The organism is Pseudarthrobacter sp. NPDC092419 (genome assembly GCF_044755045.1).
Taxonomy (GTDB): domain Bacteria; phylum Actinomycetota; class Actinomycetes; order Actinomycetales; family Micrococcaceae; genus Arthrobacter.
Window position 1 is genome coordinate 40,584 of sequence record NZ_JBIVQF010000005.1, and the last position, 22,275, is coordinate 62,858.

A 22,275-nucleotide genomic window follows, 5' to 3' on the forward strand; every position below is an offset into this window, starting at 1 on the left:
TTCGTCACGAAACGCCGGAGGCGCTGGCTTCGGCGACGGCGGCGTCGTACCTTTCGAGCGCAATTTCGGCGAGCACCGGAGATTGCAGCAGAGGTTCGGTGACCAGGTCCGCACCGGCCTTCGCCAGCTGGTCGTGGAAGAAACCCGGCGCCAAAAGGTAGGACGCAATGACAACCCGCCCGCCGACGTCGACCCCTCCCGCGGACTCCCCCGCCCCGGCACCCCCGGCGAGTTCCTCGCGGAGCATGGCGACGGCGTCGGGCACGGAAGGCTTGGCGGAGGCACCGTACGCGGCCACCATCCGGTTGGACCGCAGCTGCCGCAGGTGTCCCAGCAGCTCCTCTACACTGATGGCCGCGTTGGGGTTGGAGGAACCTGCTGCGGCGAGGATGATGGCGTCGTTGTCCGTGGCGCCGGCCTCGCGCAGCCGCTGGTCAAGCAGCGCGGCCAGGCGCTGATCAGGGCCGAGCGGCTGGGCGGCGGCCATGCCGGGCCGGCTCTTCACGGCCCGCGCAATGTCCACCTTGACGTGGTAGCCAACGCTCAGCAGCAAGGGCACGACGACGGCTTCCGCCCCCTCCGGCAGGCCCGCCACCACATCAACCAGGTCGGGTTCCTGAACGTCCACGTAGGCTTCCCGGACGTCCAGGCCGGGGCGGAGTGCGGCGATGGCGGCGCGCAGGGCATTGACCTCCGCGGCTCCCTGCTTGCTGGAGGTGCCGTGGGCACAGGCGATCATTACCGGGCTGTTCATAGGGGCTAGCGTAACGTTGGAGCCGCCGCTGTCCGCCCTCTTTTAACCGCAGGGACGTTCCATGACATTCCCTTTTGACATCGCCCTGGTGTGGCTGGATCTTGCGGGCGTGTTCTTCTTTGCGGTCTCAGGCTCGCTGCTGGCCGCACGCAAGCAGTTCGACTTTGTGGGTTCCCTCCTGCTGGCATCGCTGGTGTCCCTGGGCGGCGGCGTGATCCGGGACATCATCCTCAACTCCGTCCCGGCAGCCTTTACCAACCCTGCCTACCTGGTACCGCCCGTCCTGGCCACGGTGCTGGTGTATTTCCTGTTCTCCAGCGTCCAGCGGTACACCTCCCTCCTGGTGCTGTTCGATGCCGGCGGGCTTGCCCTGTTCTGCATCACCGGCACCCTGAAGGCACTGACCCTGGGCATGAACCCGTTCGCGGCCGTGCTGCTGGGCGTGACGACGGCCGTGGGCGGGGGGCTGCTGCGCGACATCACCGCCAACGAGGTGCCGCAGCTATTCGACGCCCGCGACCTCTATGCCCTGCCGGCCTTCAGCGGGGCCACCCTCACCGCCGTCCTGTGGGTCACATCGTCCTTTAATGCGCTGACCGCGTGCGCCGTGGCGGGCGTGGTCTTCGCGTTCCGCGTGGTGGCCTGGCGGCGGTCGTGGCACATCCCGCTGGCGGTCCGCGGTTGGCAGCGCAGCGCGGGGCCTACCGGCGAGTGGGGCACCCGCGATTAGCTAGGATATGAGCATGACTGACATGTTCCTCGAGAAGTTCCGCGCGCTTGTTCCGAAGTATCTCGAGGACGAATGGCAGCCGGAGGACGGGCTCAGCCCGGAGGAACTGGACTCAGCCCTCGCCGAGCACCAGTTCCAGATCCCGCTGGTCCTGCGCGAGTTCTACCTGGCACTGGGCGGCTGCGAGGACCTCATGGAGGCGTACCACTACTTCTGGGACCCCGAAGAGCTCGAAGTTGATGATGAAGGCTTCCTGATGTTCCTCGAGGACGAGGAGGAGGCCTTCACCTGGGGCTTTCGGACCGGTGACCTCAGCATCCCGGACCCCATCGTGTACCGCCGCAACAACGCCCGCGGCCAGTGGAAGTCCGAAGAAGGCACCTTCTCCGAGTTCGTTTTCGACATGTTCGAGTGGGCGTTCGAGGACGAAGAGTAGGGCTTCCCGGGGCCCGGCTTCCAGCGGACCTGCCGCCGGGTTTCCCCACCTTTGGGAGCGGCCGACGGCGTGTCCCCCCGGATTTCCGGCGCGTCAGCCACGTCCCGAATCCAAACTTGGGGAAACTCAGCGGACAACTCTGCCCCGCAGGACCTGCCAGACCTCGCTGATGATCCGCTCCGGGTGGTAGACCACCTCGGCGTAGCCGTACCGGAGTACTGCATAGCCATTCAGGGTGCCGGCGTTGTTCCGTTTCCGGTCCTTTTTGACCTGACGCGGCTCCAGGTGAGTGGAACCGTCGATTTCCACAATCAGGAATCCCTCCAGCAGGAAGTCCACTATGCCGATGCCCTCCAGTTCCACCTGGGTTTCGGTGTAGATCCCCTCACTGCGGAAGATCAGCCGGGCCACCACCTCAATGGCTGAGTCCGCGGTGCCGTCCACCAAATCGAGGACTTTTCGGGCAGCGCCGTTCCGGTTGCCGGGGAGCCGCGCGCGGAGGTAAGGGAGCGTAGTCACCCCCTGCCGCACAGCACTCTCGGTCATCACTGCGGCCTCCACTCCAGGAAGGCAGCGAAGCCCGTGCAAGAGTACATCGGTGGTGCTGGCCACCGGCCTGGGAGTATCCGGAGGCACCCAGGTTTCACGGTGCACCACGGCGGTTTTGGTCCCGCCATGCCGGCAGGCCAGGTGAAGTTGCTCCGGCTGGTGCAGCACCCAGAGGTTTCGGTGCGCCGCCCCGGACGCACAGGTCAGAAGCCCGTTGCCCAAGACGGCGCCCACCATGTCCGCCGGCGCCTCCGGGAGAGCCAGGACACCATGCCGCAGCCTTCGTATCTCCCCGGCAGCCACGGCATTGCGAACTTCCCGCTCCGAGAATCCAGCCTTCAGGAGTGTAGTCCTTCGGGCTACTGAGCCGGCGTAGTGCAGAAACCTGCAGAGATCCATAGATTCAGAACACTTGATCGGCGCCCCGGCTGTCAGCCCCAATCAGCTCTATGTGCAAAGTCTGTCGGCACCCCGCGCCGGTTTTCCCCACCTTTCAGAGCGTCCGACGGCGTGTCCCCCAATTTCGCCGCCTGTCAGCCACTTGCCGGATTCAAGCCTGGGGAAACCCGGCGGGGAAAACCCTGTGACAGACACCGTAAATCGGGACTTGCGTAATATGACAAAGCTGTCATAAGCTGTTCACGGATCCGCTAAACGCCTCCGGCGGGTCTGATGCGAACGGAGAGATAGCCTCGGTTCAACGCAACGTATGACTCGTATCGTTGCTGCGAACCGGGGCTATCGTTTTTAAGCAGCGACTCCAAGCAGCGCCAAAAAAGGCCCGGCGCGCCGCGGACAACGTCCAGGGAGAGCCGGGCCTTAAAAGAGCAGTTGACCTAGCTGGCGCGGTCCACCACGGCCAGTGCGAAGTTGGACAGCGAGTCCTTGACCACGCCCTCGGGCAGGGGGGCCAGGGCGGCAATGGCCTCGTTGGCCCACCGCCGCGCCACGACCCAGGACTCAGCAGTGACGGGGTGCACGCGCAGCCCGGCCACCGCAGCGGACAGCGCTTCGTCTGAGCTCAGATCGCCGTCAATCAGTTTCAGGAGTTCGACGGCGGACTGGTCACCTTCATCGGCGGCCTTCCGCAGCAGCAGCACCGGCAGGGTGGGCACACCTTCGCGCAGGTCCGTCCCCGGCGACTTGCCGGACTTGACCTTCACGCCAGTCACGTCGATGACGTCGTCAGCCAGCTGGAACGCCACGCCCACTTTCTCGCCGTACTCCACCAGGACGGGCTCGTAGGCGGGATCCGCCTCGGCGAAGATCGCTCCCAGCTGGCCGGACGCAGCCACCAGCGAACCGGTTTTGTCCGCGATAACGGACAGGTAGTGCTCCACCGGGTCCTCGTCCGGGCGCGGCCCCACGGTTTCGTGCAGTTGGCCCAGGCACAGCCGTTCAAACGTCCGCGCCTGGATGCCGAGCGCGCGCGAACCGAGCTCGGACACCAGAATCGACGCGCGGGCAAAGATGAGGTCACCGGTGAGGACCGCCACCGAGTTGCCCCAGACCTCATGTGCCGTGGGGGCGCCGCGGCGGAACGGGGCGGAATCCATCACGTCGTCGTGGTACAGCGTGGCCAGGTGCGTCAGTTCCATGACGACGGCGGCCTGCACCACAGCAGGACGGCTCGCGTCTCCGAGGTGGGCACAGAGGAGGGTCAACAGCGGGCGGATCCGCTTGCCGCCGGCTTCCACCAGGTGCCGCGACGTTGCGTCAGCCAGGGGGTCGGAGTTGGCGATGGCCTCGCGGAGCTTCTTCTCCACGCGGGCCAGGTTGTTCGTGATGGCGGGGCCGAGCTCAGGGTCCTCCGCGATCGCCGCAAACCCTGCGGGCAGCTGCAGTCCCGTGGCGATGGCGGTGGTGTCGAGGCTGGGTTCGGTGTCCGGAAGGCCGTGCCCGGCGTGCGTCCAGCTGTGGTCTGCGGAGTTGGTCACGGGTTAACCCTAACTTTTTGTTGCGGATACCGCTGATTCGAGGCAACCGGAGCATTGGATGTGGCGGGGACCAATGATTCGAGGATCCTGATCATCCGGTCCTCGACTCCCTTCGCGGACGGGTCGGTCAGGTTGGCCAGCAGCCTGACCACGAACCGCATCAGAACCGGAATCGGCATGCCCGTCTGCAACGCCAGCTTCATCACCGAGGGCTTCCCAATCAGCGCGGCGAACACCCGGCCCAGCGTGAAGTGCGAGCCCCACTGGTTCCGTACATAGTCCGCGTACCGGGACAGGTGCGCGTCGGCGTCGTACATTCCGCCTGCTGCATGTGTGCGCGAGGAAGCGTCGATGATGAACTCTGCCGCAAACCGCGCGGACTCCATCGCGTAGGAGATTCCCTCCCCGTTAAAGGGGGAGACCATGCCGCCGGCGTCGCCCAGCAGGAGGAGGCCCGGAGAGTAGTGCGGTGTGCGGTTGAAGCCCATGGGTAGCGCGGCGCCGCGGATTTCGCCCACCTGGTTCTCCGGCGTGAAGCCCCATTCTGCGGGCATCGCTGCGGTCCATTCGCGCAGGACCTGTTTGTAGTCGAGCTTGCCGAATTCCTTGGAGGAGTTCAGGATGCCCAGGCCCACATTGGACGTGCCGTCGCCCACGCCGAACACCCAGCCGTAGCCGGGCAGGAGCTTGCCGTCGCGGCCGGGGAGTTCCAGCCAGCCCTCCATCCAGTCGTCGTCGGTGCGCGGGGAGGTGAAATAGGTTCGGACGGCTACGCCGAGGGGGCGGTCGTCGCGTTTATGCATTCCGAGGGATACAGCGGTGCGCGTGGAGTTGCCGTCCGCGGCAAGTACGACGTCGGCGCTGAACTCGAGCGTCTCCCCCGTCTTGCGTCCGGACTCGTCCAGGAGCGCTGCGCGGACTCCGGTGACTCGGCCGTCCTCGGACCGCACGGCTTCGGTGACGCTGTGGCGCTCCAGGATCACGGCGCCGGCTGCCTGGGCGTGGCGGGCAAGTTCCTCGTCGAAGCCCAGGCGCGTGCGGATCAGGCCGTACTGCGGGAAGTCCGACACTTCTGGCCAGGGCAGTTCAATGGTGCGGCCGCCCGCGATCAGGCGCAGGCCCTTGTTGCGGCGCCAGCCCTCACCCTCGGGGTGCGGCAGTCCGAGTTTCTGGATTTCGCGGACGGCGCGGGGGGTGAGGCCGTCGCCGCAGACTTTCTCGCGCGGAAAGCTGGTCTTTTCCAGCACCGTCACCTGGATCCCGGCTTTGGCCAGGTAGTACGCGGCAGTGGATCCGGCCGGGCCCGCCCCGACAATCAGTACCTTCACAGGTCAGCGGACGATGTTGCGGCGGAGCTTGGCCACCGGACCTTTGTGCGCGGCGATGGCGGCGGCAGCCCCGTCCGGCGTGGTTTCCGGGGCCTTGAAGGCGCGGTGCACGGCCACGATGCCACCCGTGAGGTTGCGGTAGGTGACGTTTTCCCAGCCGGCTTCCTGAAGCCACGCGGCCAGGTGGTCTTGGTCCGGCCAGGCGCGGATGGACTCGGCCAGGTAAACGTAGGCGTCCGGGTTGGAGGCGACCTTCACCGCAATTGCCGGCAGCGCCCGCATCAGGTATTCGGTGTACATGGTGCGCCACAGCGGGACCACGGGCTGGGAGAACTCGGCGATGACCAGCCGGCCGCCGGGCTTGGTCACGCGGAGCATTTCCTCCAGCGCCTTCTTGGGCTGGTTCACGTTGCGCAGTCCGAAGGAGATGGTGGTGGCGTCAAAGGTGTTGTCCGCGAACGGCAGGTTGGTGGCGTCCCCGGCAACGAAGTTGATGTCCGGACGACGGCGCTTGCCGACCTTGAGCATGCCCAGGGAGAAGTCGCAGGCCACAACGTCTATGCCCGCATCGGCATATGGCTCGCTCGAGGTGCCGGTACCGGCAGCCAGGTCCAGGACCCGCTGGCCCTTGGAAACCTCCATCGCTTCGACCACGATCTTCCGCCAGCGGCGGGTCTGTCCCATCGAGAGGACATCGTTGACGACGTCGTATTTCGGTGCGACGTCGTCAAACATCGTGGCTACTTCGTCCGGTCGCTTATCCAAGGATGCTCGGTTCACCATGACATTGTCTCAAATGTTCGGCTGCGTGCGGACCACCCGGATGGCCCCTCGGCGCAGCACGGCTTCCGCAAAGGCGCGCGGCGGGCCGGAGTAGTGTTGTTCCATCATGACGAGCACGCGCACCGGCCTCATAAAGTCACTGACAGTCCCCCTGGATGGAAAAGCATTCCCCGGGGGGCTGCCGTCGTTTTTGGTGCGGGACGACGTCCTCTGCTGGACCCGCCGCGAAGCCGGACTGGCGGGTTTCGGCGAGATCGCGCGGTTCACGGCCACCGGCCCGGACCGGTTCCTCGAGGCCGACATCTGGTGGCGGCACCTCGTCCTGGAGGCGGAGGTCACCGACGCCGTGGAGCTTCCGGGAACGGGTCCCGTGGCGTTCGGTTCCTTCGCGTTTTCCAAGACGTCGTCCCATGAGTCCCGGCTGATCGTGCCCGAGATCGTGGTGGGCGTGCGGGACACCCGGGCCTGGCTCACCCATTTAACGTTCGACGACGGCCCTCTCACCGAAGCGGGGGCCCTCGCCGCGCTGGAGCGCTGGCTGGGCTCCGGTTCCGTTCCAGGCGCGGGTTCCGCCGCGGCACCCCCGACGGCGGCAGCGGACTCCGCCGGGGACGCTGCGGAAGGTGCCGTTCCCGGGCAGGCGGGCGGCGCCGTCGTACGTCCCGTCACCCTGGCCGCCGGCGCAACCCTGCACACGGGATCCCTGACCGAGGAGGCATGGATGGCCGCGGTGGCCGCCGGCGTGGCGGAAATCCGCACGGGAGCCCTCGAGAAACTCGTGCTGGCGCGGGACGTGGTGGCGACTGTTCCCGCCGGCGTACATGCCGCGAACGTCCTGCGTGAACTGTCTTCCCGCTACAGGGAGTGCTGGACCTACGGCGTCGATGGCCTTGTGGGCGCCACCCCTGAGATGCTGATCCAGGTGGAGGGCCGCACGGCCCAGGCGCGCGTGCTGGCCGGGACCCTGGACCGTCGCGATGCCCACGGCGAGGACGGCGCGCCGATGGACTACGCCACGCGGGTCCTGGCCGGTTCGGAGAAGCAGCGGCACGAACATGAGATCGCCATCCAGTCGCTGACCTCGCAGCTGGCGCCGTTCTCCGAAGCCATGAACGCGCACGACGAGCCCTTCATCCTGGAGTTGCCCAATGTGTGGCATTTGGCGTCGGACGTGAAGGCGGAGCTGGCCGAGGTGGAGGGGCACGTGCCCACCTGCCTGGCGCTGATCAATGCGCTGCACCCCACCGCGGCCGTATGCGGAACGCCGACCCAGGTGGCGGGCGCGCTGATCCGCAAGCTGGAGCACCTGGACCGCGGACCGTATGCCGGGCCGGTGGGCTGGCTGGACGCGGCAGGGAACGGCGAGTGGGGCATCGCGCTGCGCGGGGCCGTGATCGAGTCCCGGGATACCGTGCGTTTGTATGCCGGCTGCGGCATCGTCGACGGATCGCAGCCGGAGGCCGAGCTGGCGGAGACGTGGGCCAAGTTCCGGCCGATGCTGGAGTCCCTCGGCATCCGCAACTGACCCCCACCCAACGGGAGTCCGAAATAACAGACACCCACCGGCGGTGCCCGCTTGATTTCTGAGCCCATTTAGTTATCCAATAGTGAAACAAAGTTTCCTGTGATGCACATCTCATAATCGGCGCTACACTATGTACCGATTTAGTACGGCATATTCCCTGCAACAAAAGGTAAAGAAACATGCAGCTCAAGTCCCTGGCCACGGCCAAGATCACTGCCAAGGCAGCAGCACTCTTCGCCGTCGGAGCCCTGACGCTCACGGCATGTGGCGGCAACTCCACCCCGGCCGCGTCCGAAGGCGGCGTCCAGCTGATCAACGCCGGCAAGCTCACGGTCTGCTCCGATGTCCCCTACGAGCCGTTCGAGTTTGAGAAGGACGGCGAGACGGTAGGCTTCGACATCGACATCGCCAAGGAAATCGCCAAGGACCTCGACGCCGAGCTGAGCATCGTGGACAGCTCCTTCGAGGCCATCGAGACCGGCACCGCACTGACCCAGTGCGACCTGTCCATCTCCTCGGTCTCCATCACGGACACCCGCAAGAACGTCATGGACTTCTCCACGCCGTACATGGATGACGACCTCACGCTGCTCGCCTCCAAGGACTCCGGCATCAAGAGCCTGGAGGACGCCAAGGGCAAGAAGGTCGGCGTCCAGCAGGCCACCACCGGCGCCAAGTACGCGTCCGAGAAGGGCATCGACGCCCAGCAGTTCGAGGACACCGGGCTTCTCACGCAGGCCATCCAGGCCGGCACCATCGACGCCGCCCTGGGCAACCAGTCCGTCCTGGCCTACGCCATCAAGGACAACGACAAGTGGGAGCGCGTGGAGAACTACAGCACGGGCGAGCAGCTGGGCATCGGCATCAAGAAGGGCAACACCGCGATGGCCGAGAAGGTCAACGCCACGCTCAAGCGCCTGAAGGATGATGGCTCCCTGGAGAAGTTCGAAACCACCTGGTTCGGCGAGACCGCCAAGTAAGCAGCCCACGGCCATCGCGGCCACGGCTCCTGCATAGCCCCTGAGAACACGCAGCTGAGGCCCCGGACGCACTGTCCCCAGTCCGTCCGGGGCCTCAGCCACGCACAACGAATGTGAGCACCCCATGGCAATGACCGCAAGTCAGCGCGCCAGAGTAAGCCTTTACGTCCAGGCCGGCATCTTCATCGTCGCAGTTGCCGCGCTGGTCCTGGCCACCGACTGGAAGACCGTCGCCAACAGCGTCTTCAACTTCGGCAAGATCGGCCCGATGTTCCCGGGAATCATCCTGACGGGCCTGAGCAACACGCTGATTTACACCGCCCTCGGCTTTATCGTGGGCCTTTCCGGCGGCCTCCTTCTGGCCCTCATGAAGCTTTCCAGCTTCCCCCTCTACCGGTGGATCGCCACCGCGTACATAGAATTCTTCCGCGGCATCCCGGCCCTTCTGGTCTTCATCGCCTTCGGCTACGGCGTTCCCCTGGCCTTCGGCGTTTCGTGGAACGTGACCGTCGTGGTCATGATCTCGCTGGGAATGGTGGCCTCGGCCTACATCGCAGAAACCCTCCGCGCAGGCCTGCAGGCCGTGCCCAAGGGCCAGCTCGAGGCCGCCCGCTCGCTGGGCATGCCGCAGTGGCGGGCAATGGTCACCATCGTGATCCCGCAGGCCTTCAAGATCGTCCTGCCGCCGCTGACCAACGAGGTCATCCTGCTCACTAAGGACTCCTCGCTGATCTACGTCCTGGGCCTGACTGCCTCCCAGTTTGAACTCACCAAGTTCGGCCGCGACGGCATCTCCTCGCTGGGTGCGGGCCTCACGCCGCTCCTCGTGGCGGGTGCCTTCTACCTGGTCATCACCATCCCCCTGAGCCTCCTGGCCCGGAAGTTCGAAAGCCGCTCCGCGCGGACCAAGCGATAGGCAGGGAAGACAATGAACGACGTCGTCACTAACCCCAGCGGCAGCACCTCCCCCATCAACGCGGCAGGCGTGGACATCAGCAACCTGCGCAAGTCCTACGGCTCCAACGAGGTCCTCAAGGGCATTACCCTAAGCGTCGCCCCCGGCGAAGTGGTATGCCTGATCGGTCCGTCCGGTTCCGGCAAGTCCACCCTGCTGCGGTGCGTGAACCTGCTGGAAACGCCCAACCAGGGCAGCATCCATGTGGGCGGCTTTGAAGCCACGGACCCCGAAGTGGACATCGACCGGATGCGCCGCAAGGTGGGAATGGTGTTCCAGCAGTTCAACCTGTTCCCGCACCTGGATGCGCGGCGCAACTGCACCATCGCCCAGACCAAGGTCCTCAAGCGGAGCCAGGCAGAGGCGGACAAGGTGGCGCTGCGCAACCTTGAGCGCGTGGGCCTGGGCCACTTGGCCGACCGCTTCCCGGACCAGCTCTCCGGCGGCCAGCAGCAGCGCGTTGCCATCGCCCGCGCGCTGAGCATGGACCCGGAACTGATGCTGTTCGACGAGCCGACATCCGCCCTGGACCCGGAGACGGTGGGCGATGTCCTGTCCGTCATGCGCAACCTGGCCAAGGACGGCATGACCATGCTGGTGGTCACGCACGAGATGGGCTTCGCCCGCGAAGTTGCGGACCGCGTGGTCTTCATGGACGGCGGCGTCGTGGTGGAGGAAGGCGTGGCCGAGCAGGTCATCAGTGCCCCCGCGCAGCCCCGCACCAAGGAGTTCCTGCGCCGCGTGCTGGACCCGACGCACATCGGACTGGACAGCTAGCCCCCTGGCCCAGGTTCCGCACCTATTCGGACAGCCGCTACGTGGACCCGCGTGGCGGCTGTCCGTTTCCGTAGCGTATGTCCGGAGCGCATGCCCGAAACCGGGTCCGGGGAACCCCCGCCCGCTCCAGCATGGCCGCGAAAGCCGGCCGGTCCGCCAGGTCAGTCCACGTCCAGCGGATGACCCTGCGGCCGGCGGCACGGATCCGGTCCTCGCGCCGTTTCTCCGCAACCACCACGTCCGACGGCGTGCGGCCGCTCAGGTACTCGGCCTTCTGATACTTCACCAGCCCGTCGAATTCCCCGGCCAGCCCCTCCTCTGGCCACTCGAAGTCAAGCAGCGCCACAAATCCCCGCCGGTCACGGATTTCGGTCTGGAGGCGCGGTTCCTTGAAGCCTTCCATGCACATATAGGCGCGGCTGAGTGACTCCCCGGGGGAGCCTGAGGCCGGGTCCGCGAAGCCAAGCACCTTTCGAATGCGCCGGGCAGCCGCTGCACTGTATTCCGAGCCTATGGATCCTTCGAGTTCGGCCAAGGTCAGGGGCAGGAGCCGCTGGACGGGGTCCGGCTTGAGCACATGGTCCACCGCGGCCACGCCCTGTTCGAACGTTCCAAACGCCGCCAGGTCCAACACCGTGCGCAGTCTTCCGGTCACCCGCAGACCGGACCTTAGCTGAACGTCCGCCGCCTCGGGATCCCCGCGGTGCCGTCGCACGCCCGCCCGCGAACGTCCTCCGCCGCCATCAGCTGTCAACGCGTGCACGATCTGCCGGGTCCCGAGCAATGGAATGCCCCACACAGCAGCAGAGGACTCGCGGCAGAACACCGTCCGTGATTGGAGCGTCGCAGCGGCCGCCCGAATCAGCAACGGATACTGCTCCCACTCCTTCAACGTGTTCCATTCCTTGGCCGCTACGTAGACCCCCTGCCTGATCCTGCAGAGCTCTTTGGACGCAGCGCGGCGGGACAACGCCCGGCTGTCCTGGCCAACCCGTGCGTAGTCGCTGCTCAAAATCAGGGAAATCTGGTTCATTCAACGAGGCTCCTCCGCTCCCCGCGGCTGGTGAAGCCCACTGAACCTCTATGTGGACAAGTCCTTGACGCCGCGGTTTCTGACACAGGCTGCGGTTCCGGACATCCGCATCCGGGGACCGGGCAGCCGCAGTCCGAAACCGGCGCGGAAGTCCGAACCGGTGCAGCGACTACCCGGCCAGTACTCCCTCTACCGCCGCGGCAACGGCTTCCTTGATGCGGGCGTGCAGTGCCCGCAGCCCCCGCCGGTCCGTCCGCACCTCGATGATGGTGCGCCCCTGCAACGGCTGGGCCAGCGCTTCGGCGAGTCCCGCCGTCGTACTTACCGCTGAATGTCCGACGCCGTACGCTGCGGCGAGTGCCGCCAGATCCACGGAGTGCGGGGTGCTGAAGAGGCGTTCGACGGCGTCTCCGTAGTTCCCGGAATCCTCCACCGCACCGTGCTCCAGGAGTCCAAAAATAGCCCCGCCGGCGTCGTTGAGGACCACGATCCGAAGCGCGGGTTCGTCTTCGGCGGCGCCCAGGAGCAGGCCGCCGGCGTCGTGAAGGAAGGTGACGTCGCCCAGCAGGACGGTGGTGTCCTGGCCGCCGCCGACCGCCAAGCCGGTAGCGGTCGAAACGGTGCCGTCGATCCCGGCCAGGCCGCGGTTGGCGTAGACGGTGGCCGCAGGTTCCGGCGAGGGCAGGCCGGCCAGGTCCACGTCGCGGATCCCGTTCGAGGAGCCCAGGAGCAGCTGCCCGCGCGTGTGCTTCCACACCAGTGAGGCGACGGACGGGCCGGTGGCGGGCGCATCCGCGGCCAGCACACCGTCCAGGGCGTGTTGCGCGGCAGACCCGGCCAGCAGCCAGGCATCAAGCCAGCCGGCGCTCCCCCGGCCGGCGAAATCGGCGAGGTCGGCAAGGCTTTCCAGGGGCAGTTCGGTGCGCCGGCCGGGCTCGTACCAGGCGACGGGAACGGGCTGGTACAGCGCGGACGGGACATCTGCCCGGGCCAGGAGCGCGGCCACCGGGCGGGACAGCGTGGCCCGGCCGAACAGGATCACGCGCTCGATGGGCTGCCCTGAGTCCGGTCCGAAGTGCTCCAGCAGCAGCCGGTACGGGCCCACGGCGTTGGGGCCGAAGCGGGCGTTGGAGGACGGCTCCGCCAGGAGCGGCAGGTTGTGGGCGCGCGCGAATGCCTCCGCCACGGGTCCGGCGTCGTGTCCGGCAAGGACCACGGTGCGCCGCTCCGGGAGGTGGTCCGGCGCCGGGGGCAGGTTCATCACCAGCGGTTCGGCGCCCATCCGGAAACGCTGCCGTCCGGCGGGGGGAGGCAGCTTCTCGCCGGCCGCCGGGACCAGCGGATCCCGGAAAGCGAGGTTCAGTTGCACTGGCCCCGGCGGGAGGTCCGGGAACGCCCCGGTGGCGGCGGAGAGGGCGGTTTCCACGGCACGCCCGGGATCGGTCCCGGCCGGAACGTCGACGGCGAACCGGACCTGCTCACCGAAGAGGTCAGGCTGCACGGTGGTCTGGTTGGCGCCGGTTCCGCGGAGCTCTTCGGGCCGGTCGGCGGAGATGACCAGCAGCGGGACGGCGGCGTGGTTGGCCTCCATCACCGCCGGCATCAGGTTTCCGACGGCGGTCCCGGATGTGGTGAGCACGGCCGCCGGGGAGCCGGTGGACAGCGCCAGGCCGAGCGCGGTGAACCCGGCTGAGCGCTCGTCGATGCGGACCAGCAGCTCCACCCGCCCCGCTGCGGACGCCTCTGCGAGCGCGTAGGCCATAGGCGCGGACCGCGAACCGGGACAGACCACCACGTGCCGCACACCGCCGTCGAGCATTATCCCGACGGCGATCCGCGCCGCCTCGAGGGAGTTCAGGAAAGTCACCAAACCAGTCTCCCACCCCCGGACGCTCTCTCACTTACCGTCGCTTAAACCCAAACGCTCTCTCACCTTGCGAACCGTAAGGCACGAAGGGTGAGAGAGCGTTTGCCCGAAACCGCAGGAAGTGAGAGAGCGTCCCGGGGAGGCGGGAGGGAACGGGACCTAAGCGTCCGTGCGGAACACCTGGATCACTGACGGCCGGGGCGCGCGCGCCTGGCCCGGTGCCGGCGTCGTACCTGCCGGAACGTAGTCCGGGAAGAAGGACACCTGGTTCTCGAACGAGCCGTCCTCGCCCGGGTGCTGCACGGCGACGAACACGGTGCGCTCTTCGTCGTGGATGATCGGTCCGCAGGTCTCTCCATCGCGCGGGACAGCCAGGAACTGCTCCACCTTGCCGCGTTCAGCACCTTCCAAGGTGACCTTGAAGAGCCCGTCGGCGCGGCCGATGCCGCTGGGTGCACCGTCCGTGGAGATCCAGAGGTTGCCCACAGAGTCGAAGGCAAGGTTATCCGGGCAGGAGATGGGCGAAACCTGGTCCACCGGGAAGCCGGAGAAGTAGGTGACGTCCCCCTGGGCCGGATCGCCGCACACCATCAGCAGGTTCCATGTGAAGGTGGTGGAGGTCTGGTCGCCGGTTTCGGTGATTTCCACGATGTGGCCGTCGCGGTTCTGGTTGCGCGGGTTGACCTCGGTGGCGCCTTCCTTCGTGCCGGTGCCACGTGCGGAGTTGTTGGTGCAGGCCACGTAGACCTTGCCGGTGTGCAGGCTGGGCTCCACGTCCTCGGCCCGGTCCATCTTGGTGGGACCGACCTTGTCCGCCGCGAGGCGGGTGTAAACCAGGACTTCCTCGACGGACATGCCCGGAACGGCGGACTTGCCGTCCACCACCAGGGGCAGCCATTCGCCGATGCCGTCGAAGGCGCCGTCGGACGGAACGTTGCCGGTGCCATCGATCTCCGCTGCCGGTGAGTTGCCGGTGAAGCGTGCGACGTACAGGCTGCCGGCAGAGAGCAGCGTCATGTTGTGCTTGCGGTCGCCTTCGATGTACTTGTCCTTGGAGACGAACTTGTACAGGTAGTCGAAGCGCTCGTCGTCGCCGGAGTAGGCCACCACGTGGCCGGACTCGGCGATGATCACGTTGGCGCCCTCGTGCTTGAAGCGGCCCAGCATCGAGTGCTTCTTCGGGGTGGACGTGGGGTCGAACGGGTCAACTTCCACGATGTAGCCGAAGCGGTTGGCCTCGTTCTCGTAGCCGGCGTTGCGGGTGTCGAAGCGCGGGTCGTCCAGTTCCCACTTGCGGGCGGTGGCCTTGGAGGTCAGGCCGTAGCGCTTGTCTGACGCCGAGGTGCCATTGCCAACGAAGTAGCCCTGGAAGTTCTCCTCGCCGGACAGGATGGTGCCCCACGGCGTGGTGCCGCCGGCGCAGTTGCCCAGCGTGCCCTTGATGAAGCGGCCTGCGGGGTCCTCCACGGTCTTGACCAGGGCGGAACCGGCAGCGGGGCCGGTCAGTTCGTAGACGGTGCTGTTCAGGTAGCGGCGGTTCAGCCCGGCACCCTTGACGTAGGTCCACGGCTGGTTCTTGTTGTGGCGCTCCAGTTCCACGACGGACAGCCCGTGTGCGGCCTGGCCCACGGCGCGGACCTGCTCTGCCGGCATTGTGGGCGGGAACATGAGGGCGTCGTTGGTGTACTCGTGGTTGGAGAACATGACTGCCCGGCGGCCCTTGCTGCCCGGAATCTCGAGGATATCCGTGTAGTCGTTGTTGTAGCCGAACTGCTTTTCCTGCGCCTCAACCGTCTGGTTGCTGATGTCGAACACCGGGGCGTCGTTGAACATCGGGTCGCCCCAGCGGATGACCGGCTTCCAGGTGAAGCCCTCGGGGACAGTAACAGCGTCCACCATGGCGTCAATCGACGGAATGGGAGAGAACTGGAGCTTCGACTTGGCGAAGCCCTCGGTGGCTGCCTTGGACAGGCCGGCGGCGTTCGCCTTCTCCGGCGAGGTGACAGCACCCCCGAGTACGACGGCGAGGGCACCGGCGGCACCAAAGCCCAGGGCGGCGCGGCGGGACATCGTTGCGGAGGCGATGTCGCGGAAGTAGCTGTTGGAGCTGGTGTTGCAGACATCGCCGGCACAGGCGTTGTCGCACTTGAGCGCACAGGTAACGGCGCTGCGCTTGCCCTTGGTGTGGCCGAGCATCGGCAGGAGGGGGAACTTACGGGCAGTCGTTTCAGACATGGGGGCCTTCCAAAATCCTTTGTGGGGTCCCGCCCACCCTGCCAGCCGTTTCCTACACGCAGGGGTCGCCAAGGTGAAGTCCAGGTGAACTGAGAGTTGCCTACAGGAACGCTCTCAGAGCAGGGCGTGGACGCGGCGGAGCCGGGCCAGCCACCAATCGCGCCGTTCCGCGGGAGCCGCATAGCGCTCCAGCAGCCCGGCGTCGGGGGCCGCGTCGCGGAGGCGGATGGCGCCTTCGTCGGCCGTCAAGGGGTCCAGGGTTACGTCCGACTCGAACAGCGACACTGTCCCCAACCCGCACGCGTACGGCAATTCCGGCAGGGACGCAGCGAGCGCCAGGCCGGCGCGGATTCCCACGGACGTGTCCAGCGCCGAACTTACGACGGCGGGCAGCCCGGCCTGCGCCACGATCTCCAGCGCGCGCCGCACTCCCCCAAGCGGCGCCACCTTGACCACGATCAGGTCCGCCGCGCCGGCTCGGGCCACGCGGAGGGGGTCGGTTTCCTTGCGCACGCTCTCGTCCGCGGCGATCAGGACAGGCGTCCCGGCGTCCCGCAGTTGAGCGCGCACGGCCGCCAGCCCCTCGATGGACGGCACGGGCTGCTCAGCGTATTCAAGGCCGACGGCGGCGAGTCGGGTCAGTGCCTCGACAGCCCCTGGCACGTCCCAGCCTCCGTTCGCGTCCACCCGGAGGGCGGCCTGCGGAAGGGCTGCGCGGACGGCCTCCACGCGGGCGACGTCCTCGGCGAGTCTTTGACCCTGCTCCGCGACCTTGATCTTCACAGCGTCCACGCGACCGAAGCGGGCCAGCAACTGCGGCACACGGTCCGCGGGGACGGCCGGAATCGTGGCGTTAACGGGGATACTGTCGCGCAGCGGCGCAGGGAAACCCTGCCAGGCGGCCTCGACGGCAGCTGCTAGCCAGCGGGAGGCCTCCGCGTCGCCATACTCGGGGAACGGGCAGAATTCCCCCCATCCCGCCGGGCCCTGAATCAGCAGCGACTCCCGGGCCGTCACGCCGCGGAACTTTACCCGCATGGGAAGGCTGACCACGTGTGCGCCGGCCAGGAGTTGTTCGAGCGGCGGCATTTCTGGCGGGACAGCGGCGGAAAGCGGGGGCATCCGTTCACTGTACCGAGCGCCCCCTGCGGGTTTGCGTAACTTTTGGGGCCCGCGGGCCGGGGCGGACCCTGGGTTGGCGGCTGGAGCCGGACTCACTGCCAAAAGTTACGCATTTCCGTACAGAGATGTCAGTCGCCTTTTGCTAATGAGAATCCTTCTCATATAGAGTTCCTTGGGCCCGCCCCCGCTATCCACGTTTAGGAACCCATGCCCAAGAGCAAAGTGCGCAAGAAAGCCAAACAGGCCCTCGACCGGGAGCGGGAGGACCGGCGGGCAGCCGAAGCGTCATGCGCAGCCCCCTGCTGCCCGCAGCCGCCGCTCCGGTCTGCGCCCACCCCTTCGGGCGCCCAGTAGATCCAGACGTCAGCAAGACCGCGGCGCCCGTGCCCGCACCCGCACACCTTTCAACCTAGGAAACACCCATGCCTTTGCGCTCCTTCCTGCTGTCGGCCGCCGCCGCAGTCACCTTTTCCCTTGCTGCGCTGACGGCCTGCGGCAGCACTCCCCACAATGCGGGAGGCGCCGCCGGCAAGGACGTGCTTGATGTCATCGGCCCCTACGAAGTCCACAGCCTGGACCCCGCTGCCGCGGAGGGCATCTTCACCCGCCTCCAGGTAGCTGAAACCCTGGTGGACGCCGACGGCGCCGGCCGCCTCCGCCCCGGCCTCGCCACTCACTGGAAGGCGGCAGGAAATGGCTTGTCCTGGGAATTCACGCTAAGGGAAGGGGCATCGTTCCACGACGGAACTCCGGTAGATGCGGCAGCCGTCGTCGCAGCCCTGGAAAAGGCCCGAACCTCTGAAGCCAACACCCTCGCCACGGCACCGATCACGGCAGTCCGTGCCCACGGCGAAACTGTCGTCATCGAGCTGTCTAAGCAGTTCGCCCCGCTACCGGCAGTCCTTGCCGCCACCAGCACCCAGATCCTGGCCCCGTCCTCCTACGCCAAGGACGGAACGGTGACGCAGGTGGTGGGGTCCGGCCCGTACAAAGTGGTGGAGGTGGCGCCGCCCGCACGGATCGAGCTGAAAGCTTTTGACGGTTACGAGGGACAGGCACCTGCCGTTGAGGGGGTGGTCTACAAGAGCGTGGGCCGGGCTGAGAATCGCGCCCTGATGGCCGAGAGCGGACAGGCCGACATCACCTTCGGGATGGACCCGACCAGCCTGCAGCGGATCAAGGGCAAGCCAGGGGTCCGGGTGGAATCCGCGCTGCTGCCGCGTACCATCGTGCTGAAGCTCAACGCCGAACATCCCGCCCTGTCCGATGAGCGGGTGCGCAAGGCGCTGTCCCTGGCCCTGGACCGTCCGGCGATGGCCACTGCCGTGCTGCGGGACCCCGACATCGCCGCCACGCAGATGTTCCCGCCGTCCCTGGAGGCGTGGCATGACAAGGCACTGGAACCCCTGGCCCAGGATCTTGACCGTGCCGCTGCCCTCCTGGATGAAGCCGGCTGGTCCAAGAGTTCCGGCGGCGTCCGGGAGAAGGACGGGAAACCCCTCCGGCTGACCCTGCTGACGTTCCCGGACCGTGCCGAACTGCCGACCATGGCCACCGCCATCCAGGCGGCTCTGGCTGAGGTAGGCGTCACCGTCGACGTACGGGTGGACAACTCCAGTGAGATTCCCGCAGGCCACGCCGATGGTTCGCTGGACATGGCACTCTTCACCCGCAACTTCGCCCTGGTGCCGGACCCCACGGTGACCCTGCTGAAGGACTACGCTGCTGGCGGCGGCGACTGGGGCGCCATGAACTGGAGCGATGCGGGAATGCAGAATGCGTTGGGCCGCCTGGCCACGGACCCTGACCACACCGGCGAAAAGGCACAGTCCGCCCGGGAGGCAGTAGCGGGCACACTGCAGGACCAACTGCCGGTCATCCCCGTCTCCTGGTACCGCCAGAGCGTGATCGTCAACGATTCCGTTGAGGGGTTCGTCCTTGACCCGCTGGAGCGCAGCTGGAACCTGGCCTCAGCTTCCTACGCCAAATGAGTGTGACCGCACTCCAGGCTGCGGCCGGCCCTTCGCTTGCGGCCGCTGCCGCGCGGATCCTCGTGCGCCGCGCCGCCCAGGCGGCCGGTGTGGCCCTGGTGGTCACTGTTACCTGCTTCGTCATCGTCCAGCAGTTGCCGGGCGATATCGCCTTCCGCATCGCGGCCGGGCGCTACGGCTATGACAAGGTGGATGCCGCCACCGCTGCCGAAGTCCGCGCGGACCTGAACCTGGACGCGCCGGCATGGGAGCAGCTCGGCGCTTGGATCCTGGACGCGGTGCGCCTGGATTTTGGAGCCTCCCTGGTGACCGGCGCCCCGGTCATCGGTGAACTGGGCCATCACCTTTCAGCCACCCTGCAGCTGGCCGCAGTGGCGCTGCTGGTCTCGGTCGCTGTAGGCGCGGTTATCGGAGTACTCGCTGCCCGCTCCCGGGGCGGGGCATTTGACCGGCTCACCGACACCTACGTTGCACTCGTCCGCGCTTTACCGCCCTTCGTCCTCGGACTGCTGCTCATCATCGTGTTCTCCGTCCAGCTGGGCTGGGTTCCGGCAGCCGGCCACGGCGAGGGCCGCAATATCGTACTCCCCGCCTTGACCCTGGCCATCGGCCTGTCCGGACTTTTCGCGCGGGTGACCCGGGATACTGTTGCCCGGATCCTGCAGTCCGAGCAGGTCCACTTCGCACGGACCAAGGGGCTGGCACAGAAAATGGTGCTTGCCCGGCACGTGCTGCGCAACGCCGGGGTGACATTAGTGGCCTACGTCGGCGTGCAGGTCCTCATCCTGGTGGAAGGCGTGGTGGTGGTTGAGAGCCTTTTCGCCTGGCCCGGGCTGGGCCACGCCCTGGTGCACGCAGTTTTCTGGCGTGACGTTCCCGCCATGCAGGCGACCGTCCTGGCGCTGGCCCTCATCGTCGTCGTTGTTTCGACGGCAGTGGATCTCGCCGTACTCGCCCTTGACCCCCGTACCCGGGAGGACCGATGACCACCCGCACCCAACTGCAGCCCGCCATCCAATGGAGTATGGCGGAACGATTCCGCAGCGCCGACACCGCCCGGCTGGTTTCCGCCGCACTGCTCACAGCCCTGGTGCTCTTTGCCCTCATCGGCCCGCTGGTGTGGCGAGAGTATTCGGGACAGGACCTCAGCCAGTTCCTGCAGCCCCCTTCGCCGATAGAGCCCTTGGGCCATGACCACCTGGGACGCAGCGTGCTGGCCCGGCTGGCACACGCCACGAGGCTGTCGCTAGGGCTGGCGGCACTGTGCGTGGCCACAGCCGCCATAGCCGGCATTTCCTTGGGCCTGCTCGCGGCATGGCGGCGTGGCTGGCTGGACCAGGTGCTGCTCGGCATCTCGGAGGTTTTCCTGGCGCTGCCTGCCCTGCTGATCGTGCTCATCTTCGCGGCGCTGGCGTCCGGGCAGCTGTGGACGATCTACCTCGGTATCGCACTGGCCCAGTGGGTCGAGTATTTCCGGGTGGTGCGGGCCCGTTCCGTCAGCATCCTGGCCAGTCCCGCGGTGGAGGCAGCCACCATGCTGCGACTGGGACCGGTGCACATCGTGCGGCGCCACCTCCTGCCGGAGCTTGCGCCCGTACTGCTGAGCATGGCCACACTCGGCCTGGTCACCGCGGTGCTGGCCATGTCCACGCTCAGCTATGTCGGCGTCGGCCTGAAACCCCCTGCCGCTGAACTGGGACTGCTGATCACAGAAGCCCTCCCCTACTATCACGAAGCCCCCTGGATGGTGGTGGCGCCTGTTGCGGTACTGCTCCTGCTGCTGGTGGGGCTGCTCGGACTTCGTTCCCAGGAGGACCGCCGATGACCATCGAACTGCTCGACGTCTGTGTCAGTCACAACCGCCGCACCCTGGTGGACGTCCCCGGAATGACGCTGGAACCCGGCCGGGCGGTGACCATCGTAGGAGAAAGCGGGTCCGGCAAGTCCCTCCTGGCCCACGCCCTGATGGGAAGCCTCCCGTCGAGCCTGGACGTCACCGGACGGCTCCGCATCGGCGACGAATGGTCTTCCCTGTCGGACACCGGCGCGCAGCAGCGGCTGTGGGGGCGGCACCTCGCCCTGCTTCCCCAGGAGCCGGTCCTTGCGCTCGATCCAACCATGCCGGTGCGCGCCCAGGTTGCCGAGGGAAACCCCGCGTTCCTCAAGAACCGGCTCGGGCGGCGAACGGCGCTCACCCGGGCTGAGCAACGTCTCTCCGGACTGGGCCTGGACGGAGTCGGCAGGTCCTATCCGCACACCCTCTCCGGCGGCATGGCGCAACGGGTGGCGTTCGCGGCGGCCACCATGGGCGGGGCGGCAGTGCTCATTGCCGATGAACCGTCCAAGGGCCTGGACAATGGATCCCGGGACGCCCTGGCCGAGATGCTTATCCAGCACGTCGGGCGCGGCGGCTCACTGCTGACCATCACCCATGACCTGGACCTCGCGCGGGCCTTGGGCGGAACAGTCCTGGTCATGCAACAGGCCGCCATCGTCGAGCAGGGTCCCGCAGACCAGGTGCTCACGGCGCCGGCCCACCCATGGACCCGCCGGCTGCTCGCGGCTGAGCCCAGCCAATGGAACCCGTCCTGGCGGGGCACCCCTAACTGCGGCAGCACCACCCTCATTGAGGCAACGGGCCTGCGCAAAGCCTACGGCGACCGCCCCCTCTTCGAGGGCCTCGACCTGAAGATTGCCGCCGGGGAACGACTCGCGCTGACCGGCCCCAGCGGCTGCGGCAAGACCACGCTGGGAGGGATCCTGCTCAAGCTGCTCCGCCCCGACACGGGAACGGTCCAGCACCACGGTTTGTCCGGAGGCCAGGCACAGAAGCTCTACCAGGACCCTGCCGTCGCCTTCGCGCCCCGGGTCAGGATCAAGGACAGCTTCAACGACGTGGTCCGCCGCCACCGTGCAGACCCGCGCCGGGTCGGAGTGCTCCTGGACCGGCTCGGCCTCGACCACGCATTGCTGGACCGCTGGCCTGCCAGTGTCTCCGGCGGGGAACTGCAGCGCCTGGCGATCATCCGGGCCATGCTGGTCAAACCAAAAGTGCTCTTCGCGGACGAACCCACATCCCGCCTGGACCTACTCACCCAGGAGGAAACCATGAGCTGCCTGATGGACCAGGTCACCGAGCATGACGCGGGGCTGGTGCTCGTCACCCACGACCACAACCTCGCCGCCGCCGTCACCACCCGCCACATGTCACTGCCGGGAGTCGAGGGCAGCCAACGTATTCTGGAGCAGATCGCCTAAGGCACCACAACTACT

At 67.1% G+C, this 22,275-nt stretch carries 19 protein-coding genes; 10 read left to right on the forward strand and 9 right to left on the reverse strand.

What is annotated here, in order from left to right; all coding sequences use genetic code 11:
* Nucleotides 1–4: 4 nt before the first annotated feature.
* Nucleotides 5–754: a sirohydrochlorin chelatase gene (locus tag ACIQC0_RS09620; RefSeq protein WP_400534594.1), complete on the reverse strand. Its 750-nt coding sequence runs from the start codon at nt 752–754 to the stop codon at nt 5–7.
* A gap of 61 nt (nt 755–815) precedes the next feature.
* Between ACIQC0_RS09620 and ACIQC0_RS09625 the strand changes: the two genes are divergently transcribed.
* Complete coding sequence (locus tag ACIQC0_RS09625) at nt 816–1,484, forward strand: trimeric intracellular cation channel family protein (RefSeq protein ID WP_377214561.1); 669 nt, start codon at nt 816–818, stop codon at nt 1,482–1,484.
* Nucleotides 1,485–1,497: 13 nt separating this feature from the next.
* Nucleotides 1,498–1,920 carry a hypothetical protein gene (locus ACIQC0_RS09630; protein WP_400534596.1) on the forward strand — a complete coding sequence of 141 codons (423 nt, stop codon included), beginning with the start codon at nt 1,498–1,500 and terminating at the stop codon, nt 1,918–1,920.
* 126 nt (nt 1,921–2,046) lie between these two features.
* Here ACIQC0_RS09630 and ACIQC0_RS09635 read toward each other — a convergent pair whose 3' ends face one another.
* From ACIQC0_RS09635 to ACIQC0_RS09650, 4 genes are all read right to left on the reverse strand, one after another.
* On the reverse strand, nt 2,047–2,466 hold the full coding sequence (locus ACIQC0_RS09635) for an endonuclease domain-containing protein (protein ID WP_400534598.1): 420 nt from the start codon (nt 2,464–2,466) through the stop codon (nt 2,047–2,049).
* 839 nt (nt 2,467–3,305) lie between these two features.
* On the reverse strand, nt 3,306–4,406 hold the full coding sequence (locus ACIQC0_RS09640) for a polyprenyl synthetase family protein (RefSeq protein WP_377214558.1): 1,101 nt from the start codon (nt 4,404–4,406) through the stop codon (nt 3,306–3,308).
* Nucleotides 4,403–5,734: a geranylgeranyl reductase family protein gene (locus tag ACIQC0_RS09645; RefSeq protein WP_400534601.1), complete on the reverse strand. Its 1,332-nt coding sequence runs from the start codon at nt 5,732–5,734 to the stop codon at nt 4,403–4,405. Before ACIQC0_RS09645 ends, ACIQC0_RS09640 begins: the two co-directional genes overlap by 4 nt.
* Nucleotides 5,735–5,737: 3 nt before the next feature.
* Nucleotides 5,738–6,514: a demethylmenaquinone methyltransferase gene (locus ACIQC0_RS09650; RefSeq protein ID WP_400534830.1), complete on the reverse strand. Its 777-nt coding sequence runs from the start codon at nt 6,512–6,514 to the stop codon at nt 5,738–5,740.
* A 109-nt stretch (nt 6,515–6,623) separates the two neighbouring features.
* Between ACIQC0_RS09650 and ACIQC0_RS09655 the strand changes: the two genes are divergently transcribed.
* From ACIQC0_RS09655 to ACIQC0_RS09670, 4 genes are all read left to right on the forward strand, one after another.
* Nucleotides 6,624–8,042 (forward strand): isochorismate synthase MenF, encoded by a 1,419-nt coding sequence (locus tag ACIQC0_RS09655; RefSeq protein ID WP_400534603.1) that lies wholly within the window; start codon nt 6,624–6,626, stop codon nt 8,040–8,042.
* Between the two features lie 179 nt (nt 8,043–8,221).
* A complete protein-coding gene (locus ACIQC0_RS09660) occupies nt 8,222–9,022 on the forward strand; it encodes an ABC transporter substrate-binding protein (RefSeq protein ID WP_377214555.1) in 801 nt (266 codons plus the stop codon).
* 124 nt (nt 9,023–9,146) lie between these two features.
* Nucleotides 9,147–9,938 carry an amino acid ABC transporter permease gene (locus ACIQC0_RS09665; RefSeq protein WP_377214554.1) on the forward strand — a complete coding sequence of 264 codons (792 nt, stop codon included), beginning with the start codon at nt 9,147–9,149 and terminating at the stop codon, nt 9,936–9,938.
* A 12-nt stretch (nt 9,939–9,950) separates the two neighbouring features.
* Complete coding sequence (locus tag ACIQC0_RS09670; protein WP_400534605.1) at nt 9,951–10,754, forward strand: amino acid ABC transporter ATP-binding protein; 804 nt, start codon at nt 9,951–9,953, stop codon at nt 10,752–10,754.
* Nucleotides 10,755–10,791: 37 nt separating this feature from the next.
* Here the strand turns inward: ACIQC0_RS09670 and ACIQC0_RS09675 are convergent, their stop codons facing one another.
* From ACIQC0_RS09675 to ACIQC0_RS09690, 4 genes are all read right to left on the reverse strand, one after another.
* Entirely contained in the window at nt 10,792–11,787 is a 996-nt protein-coding gene (locus ACIQC0_RS09675; RefSeq protein WP_400534607.1) for a hypothetical protein, read from the reverse strand.
* A gap of 169 nt (nt 11,788–11,956) precedes the next feature.
* Nucleotides 11,957–13,654, reverse strand: a complete 1,698-nt coding sequence (gene menD, locus ACIQC0_RS09680; RefSeq protein WP_400534609.1) for a 2-succinyl-5-enolpyruvyl-6-hydroxy-3-cyclohexene-1-carboxylic-acid synthase — start codon at nt 13,652–13,654, stop codon at nt 11,957–11,959.
* 159 nt (nt 13,655–13,813) lie between these two features.
* Complete coding sequence (locus ACIQC0_RS09685) at nt 13,814–15,889, reverse strand: PhoX family protein (RefSeq protein ID WP_400534611.1); 2,076 nt, start codon at nt 15,887–15,889, stop codon at nt 13,814–13,816.
* Nucleotides 15,890–16,003: 114 nt separating this feature from the next.
* Nucleotides 16,004–17,011 (reverse strand): o-succinylbenzoate synthase, encoded by a 1,008-nt coding sequence (locus ACIQC0_RS09690; protein ID WP_400534613.1) that lies wholly within the window; start codon nt 17,009–17,011, stop codon nt 16,004–16,006.
* A gap of 422 nt (nt 17,012–17,433) precedes the next feature.
* On the opposite strand from ACIQC0_RS09690, the gene ACIQC0_RS09695 reads away from it, so the two are divergent.
* From ACIQC0_RS09695 to ACIQC0_RS09710, 4 genes are read left to right on the forward strand one after another with little or no spacing between them, the layout of a single operon-like run.
* Nucleotides 17,434–19,002 carry an ABC transporter substrate-binding protein gene (locus tag ACIQC0_RS09695; protein ID WP_400534615.1) on the forward strand — a complete coding sequence of 523 codons (1,569 nt, stop codon included), beginning with the start codon at nt 17,434–17,436 and terminating at the stop codon, nt 19,000–19,002.
* Nucleotides 18,999–19,988: an ABC transporter permease gene (locus ACIQC0_RS09700; RefSeq protein WP_400534617.1), complete on the forward strand. Its 990-nt coding sequence runs from the start codon at nt 18,999–19,001 to the stop codon at nt 19,986–19,988. The genes ACIQC0_RS09695 and ACIQC0_RS09700 overlap by 4 nt, the downstream gene beginning before the upstream one ends.
* Nucleotides 19,985–20,827: an ABC transporter permease gene (locus ACIQC0_RS09705; RefSeq protein ID WP_400534619.1), complete on the forward strand. Its 843-nt coding sequence runs from the start codon at nt 19,985–19,987 to the stop codon at nt 20,825–20,827. Before ACIQC0_RS09700 ends, ACIQC0_RS09705 begins: the two co-directional genes overlap by 4 nt.
* A complete protein-coding gene (locus ACIQC0_RS09710; RefSeq protein WP_400534621.1) occupies nt 20,824–22,260 on the forward strand; it encodes an ABC transporter ATP-binding protein in 1,437 nt (478 codons plus the stop codon). The genes ACIQC0_RS09705 and ACIQC0_RS09710 overlap by 4 nt, the downstream gene beginning before the upstream one ends.
* Nucleotides 22,261–22,275 lie beyond the last annotated feature (15 nt).

Excerpts from the sequence above, each read along its gene's own strand:
- ACIQC0_RS09665 (WP_377214554.1), top strand. The coding sequence starts at position 9,147 with ATGGCAATGACCGCAAGTCAGCGCGCCAGAGTAAGCCTTTACGTCCAG.
- ACIQC0_RS09625 (WP_377214561.1), top strand. The coding sequence starts at position 816 with ATGACATTCCCTTTTGACATCGCCCTGGTGTGGCTGGATCTTGCGGGC.
- ACIQC0_RS09630 (WP_400534596.1), top strand. The coding sequence starts at position 1,498 with ATGACTGACATGTTCCTCGAGAAGTTCCGCGCGCTTGTTCCGAAGTAT.
- ACIQC0_RS09655 (WP_400534603.1), top strand. The coding sequence starts at position 6,624 with ATGACGAGCACGCGCACCGGCCTCATAAAGTCACTGACAGTCCCCCTG.
- ACIQC0_RS09690 (WP_400534613.1), bottom strand. The coding sequence starts at position 17,011 with ATGCCCCCGCTTTCCGCCGCTGTCCCGCCAGAAATGCCGCCGCTCGAA.
- ACIQC0_RS09700 (WP_400534617.1), top strand. The coding sequence starts at position 18,999 with ATGAGTGTGACCGCACTCCAGGCTGCGGCCGGCCCTTCGCTTGCGGCC.
- ACIQC0_RS09685 (WP_400534611.1), bottom strand. The coding sequence starts at position 15,889 with ATGTCTGAAACGACTGCCCGTAAGTTCCCCCTCCTGCCGATGCTCGGC.
- ACIQC0_RS09670 (WP_400534605.1), top strand. The coding sequence starts at position 9,951 with ATGAACGACGTCGTCACTAACCCCAGCGGCAGCACCTCCCCCATCAAC.
- ACIQC0_RS09695 (WP_400534615.1), top strand. The coding sequence starts at position 17,434 with ATGCCTTTGCGCTCCTTCCTGCTGTCGGCCGCCGCCGCAGTCACCTTT.
- ACIQC0_RS09635 (WP_400534598.1), bottom strand. The coding sequence starts at position 2,466 with ATGACCGAGAGTGCTGTGCGGCAGGGGGTGACTACGCTCCCTTACCTC.
- ACIQC0_RS09620 (WP_400534594.1), bottom strand. The coding sequence starts at position 754 with ATGAACAGCCCGGTAATGATCGCCTGTGCCCACGGCACCTCCAGCAAG.
- ACIQC0_RS09710 (WP_400534621.1), top strand. The coding sequence starts at position 20,824 with ATGACCATCGAACTGCTCGACGTCTGTGTCAGTCACAACCGCCGCACC.
- ACIQC0_RS09705 (WP_400534619.1), top strand. The coding sequence starts at position 19,985 with ATGACCACCCGCACCCAACTGCAGCCCGCCATCCAATGGAGTATGGCG.
- ACIQC0_RS09660 (WP_377214555.1), top strand. The coding sequence starts at position 8,222 with ATGCAGCTCAAGTCCCTGGCCACGGCCAAGATCACTGCCAAGGCAGCA.
- ACIQC0_RS09675 (WP_400534607.1), bottom strand. The coding sequence starts at position 11,787 with ATGAACCAGATTTCCCTGATTTTGAGCAGCGACTACGCACGGGTTGGC.